The organism is Candidatus Cloacimonadota bacterium (assembly GCA_020532085.1).
Classification (GTDB): Bacteria; Cloacimonadota; Cloacimonadia; order Cloacimonadales; family Cloacimonadaceae; genus Syntrophosphaera.
Genome location: JAJBAV010000077.1, coordinates 1 through 4035, shown reverse-complemented (window position 1 = coordinate 4035; position 4035 = coordinate 1). Strand labels below are relative to the sequence as shown.

3 protein-coding genes are annotated in these 4035 nt (G+C 53.2%); all 3 read left to right on the top strand.

The genetic code is table 11. The annotated features are described in order from the left end of the window. Positions 1-787: 787 nt before the first annotated feature. The 3 genes from ssb (at position 788) to LHW45_11070 (ending at position 4033) form a co-directional block, all read left to right on the top strand. Positions 788-1246 carry a single-stranded DNA-binding protein gene (ssb, locus tag LHW45_11080; GenBank protein MCB5286111.1) on the top strand — a complete coding sequence of 153 codons (459 nt, stop codon included), beginning with the start codon at positions 788-790 and terminating at the stop codon, positions 1244-1246. A gap of 68 nt (positions 1247-1314) precedes the next feature. Next, positions 1315-3561: a helicase gene (locus LHW45_11075; GenBank protein MCB5286110.1), complete on the top strand. Its 2247-nt coding sequence runs from the start codon at positions 1315-1317 to the stop codon at positions 3559-3561. A gap of 10 nt (positions 3562-3571) precedes the next feature. Further along, entirely contained in the window at positions 3572-4033 is a 462-nt protein-coding gene (locus tag LHW45_11070) for a hypothetical protein (protein ID MCB5286109.1), read from the top strand. Positions 4034-4035 lie beyond the last annotated feature (2 nt).

The window sequence follows — 4035 nt, the reverse complement described above, 5'->3', positions numbered from 1 at the left end:
TTGAAAGCAATGGCCTCGATGACTGCCTTTGGGCGCTACAGACTGTGCCCGAGCATAACAATCTTTGGCGGAAATACGCCGTCTGGTGCGCTAGGCAGGTCGAACACCTAATGGACGATGAGAGGAGTAAGAATTCTTTGGTTGTGGCCTGGGACCACGCAGAGGGCAAAGCCACGGATGATGAGTTAGCCGCTGCCTGGGACGCTGCATGGGCCGCTGCCAGTGACGCTGCCAGAGCCGCTGCCAGAGCCGCTGCATGGGCCGCTGCATGGGCCGCTGCCAGTGACGCTGCCAGATCCGCTGCCAGTGACGCTGCATGGGCCGCTGCCAGATCCGCTGCCAGTGACGCTGCATGGGCCGCTGCCAGATCCGCTGCCAGTGACGCTGCATGGGCCGCTGCCAGTGACGCTGCCAGTGACGCTGCATGGGCCGCTGCCAGAGCCGCTGCCAGAGTTGCTCAAACGGCGAAGCTACATACTGTTTTGACCTCGGGTGAACTGACATGGTTATGACGGCACAACAACAGGCGCTGTGCAAACACGGCAACATGCGGCAACTCCACAAATACGCCGAGGAATGCAGCGAGGCGGCAGCGGCGGTCAACTGTACTTGGCCGACCCGACGCCAAAAACCTACGACAGCATGATCGAGGAAATGGCGGACGTGGAGATTTGCACCGTATATCCGAGGCTGATCTTTTGGGATGACGACATTGACAAAGCCGTAAATGCTAAGCTTTCGCGGCTGGAACGAAACTTAAACAATCACCTTAACTGTGGAGCGTAACATGGCGAACGATCTGAACTTGTGTCAATTTATCGGTAGGCTCGGCAAGGACCCTGAGCAGCGTTATTTACCCAATGGCGATGCCGTCGTCAACTTCACGTTGGCGGTCGGCTGGAAAGGCAAAGACAAGGAAGGCTGCGAATGGGTGAACGTGGTGGCCTTCAAAAAACTGGCGGAAATCATTGCCCAATATTGTACCAAAGGCCAGCAGATTTACGTTTCCGGCAAGATGCGCACTCGCAAATGGCAAGACCGTGACGGGGACGACCGTTACAGCGTTGAGGTAGTAGCCGACCAAATGCAGCTTTTAGGCTCCAAGGGCGACGCGCAAGGCCGGGGCAACACCAACACAGGCACGAGGCAAGAAAGTGGCTCACGCGGCCAGCACGGAAGCGAGACGGGTAATCAGCAGCAGGACGACGGCTATCAGTTTAGCGACGACAGCGAAATCCCATTTTAACGGAGGCGCGATGTACCGCACTCAACTATTTTAATGGTGGGGAGTCGCTGGTTTTAGGAGGTTCAGGTATGCGATACGAGGATTTTTTGCAGAAAAAAGCCGTGGCGGACGCGGCAACTGGAATACGCGCAGACGTTGGAATAAACCCGGCACTGTTCGAATTCCAGAAAGACATTGTTCGTTGGGCATTAAAGCGTGGTAGGGCGGCGCTATTTGCAGATTGCGGGATGGGCAAAACAGCCATACAGCTAGAGTGGGGGAAGCATGTTCATGAGTATACGGGCGGCGATGTGTTAATCCTGGCTCCGCTGGCCGTGTCAATGCAAACCGTTAGGGAGGGCGCGAAGTTTGGCATTGACGCGAAGTATTGCCGCAGCCAAGAACAAGTTTCATCAGGAATCACAATAACCAATTATGAAATGCTGGGCAAATTTAATGCCGACCATTTTGCTGGTGTCGTCCTTGATGAATCATCAATTTTAAAGAGCTATACCGGGAAAATAAGAAACGAGATTATAGATGCGTTCAAGAACACGGGCTTTCGTTTGGCGTGTACCGCAACGCCAGCCCCGAACGATCATATGGAACTTGGCAACCATGCAGAGTTTTTGGGTGTGATGAGCCGTGCGGAAATGTTAAGCATGTTTTTTGTGCATGACGGGGGCGAAACACAGAAATGGCGGATAAAAGGGCATGCTCAAAATGATTTCTGGCGATGGGTGGCGTCCTGGGCAGTCATGATTCGCAAACCGTCCGATCTTGGGTATGACGACGCCGGATTTATTTTGCCGCCGCTTGAGATTAAACACCATGTTGTCAAAAAGGATGAAGCCCCAGATGGGTTCCTGTTCCCGGTCGAGGCGCTTACATTGCAGGAGCGACAGCAAGAGCGGAAAGCCACAGTGGATAAACGTGCCAAACTTGCAGCAGAAATTGCCAACAACACGGACGGGCCGTGCCTAGTATGGTGCAACCTCAACGATGAATCTGCCGCAGCAAAACATTTAATTGACGGCGCGGTAGAGGTGAAAGGCTCTGATAAAAACGAGCACAAAGAATCTGCCATGCTCGGCTTTTCGGATGGCAGTTTTAAAACGCTTGTCACCAAACCAAGCATCGCCGGGTTCGGTATGAACTGGCAACATTGCGACACTATGATTTTTCTCGGCCTGTCCGATTCCTATGAGCAATTTTATCAGGCGGTTAGGCGATGCTGGCGGTTCGGACAAACCAAAAAAGTCACGGTCCATGTGGTGACGGCAGAAACCGAAGGGGCCGTTGTAAAAAACATCGAGCGAAAAGAATCCGATGCTGATCGAATGGCGTCAGAAATGGTGAAATATATGGCGGGTATTAACACCGATGAGATCCACGGCACAACGCGTCAGACTGTTGACTATGCGCGTGGGGTTGAATCATCCGAAAATTGGACCTTATACCATGGCGATTGCGTTGACGTAACGCGGGAAATCCCCGACGACAGCGTGCATTTTTCGATATTTTCCCCGCCGTTCGCATCGCTTTATACCTACTCGGCCAGCGACCGCGACATGGGGAACTGTAAAACGGATCAGGAATTTGCTGACCATTTCCGGTTCTTGGTGCCGGAACTGTTGCGTATTACTAAGCCGGGGAGGCTCTGCGCGTTTCATTGCATGAATCTTCCGACCAGTAAAGCGCGCGACGGGGTTATCGGCATTAAGGATTTTCGCGGGCAACTCATCAAAATATTTCAGGACGCTGGCTGGATATATCACAGCGAAGTGGTGATCTGGAAAGACCCGGTGACGGCCATGCAGCGCACCAAAGCATTAGGATTACTGCACAAACAGCTGAAAAAAGACAGTTGCATGTCGCGTCAGGGCATACCCGATTATCTGGTGGTCATGCGCAAACCGGGGGAAAACCCAGAACCTGTGTGCGGTGAACTTAAGTATTTCGCGGGCGATCATGGGACGTTCAAACAAACGAAAAATTTGTCCATTGACGTGTGGCAGAGGTACGCCTCCCCTGTCTGGATGGACATTAACCCGTCCAACACATTGCAGCGTACTTCCGCTCGCGACGATAAAGACGAACGGCACATTTGCCCGTTGCAACTCGACGTTATTGAACGCGCCTTGCAACTGTGGACCAATGAGGGCGACACGGTTTTCTCGCCATTTGCCGGGATCGGGTCAGAAGGCTACCAGTCATTGAAAATGGGTAGAAAATTCGTCGGGGTTGAATTGAAAGACAGTTATTTCAGGCAGGCCGTTAAAAACCTCGTTGAGGCCGACACCAACACCGCAAAACAAATGAGTTTAATCGCATAGGGAGGGCAACATGACACGCAAAACCTACATTGCCACCATCGACAGCTACATCCCCCTGGCATCAGCGTGGGCGGACCGGGAAATAGGGTTGACCAGCGGCAAGCAGCGCTGCGGGAACAAATGGATTAGGCACTTCGCCTTTGCGATGGACGAGGCGCGGCGGCGCCTCGGGTTGAAACACAGCTACGATCTTGCGCCGGGATTGCTGCGACCGCCACACGGAAAAGGCGGGAAATACAGCCCGTTCGAGATGGCAAAATACCTCACCACGGCGACCTCCAGTTACGACTTGGGAAACCGCTTTTGCGATCCGGACACGGCCAAGAAATTTTTTGACGCCAGCACCTATGCGGAGGCCGTGGAAGCGGCAAAAACCTTTCTGCAGAGAAACCCTCTGGATAAATTCATGGCCGATTACCGGGCCCGACTCAACGCGCATTTTGACGCGCAATACCTTGACAAAGCGGGGTGATT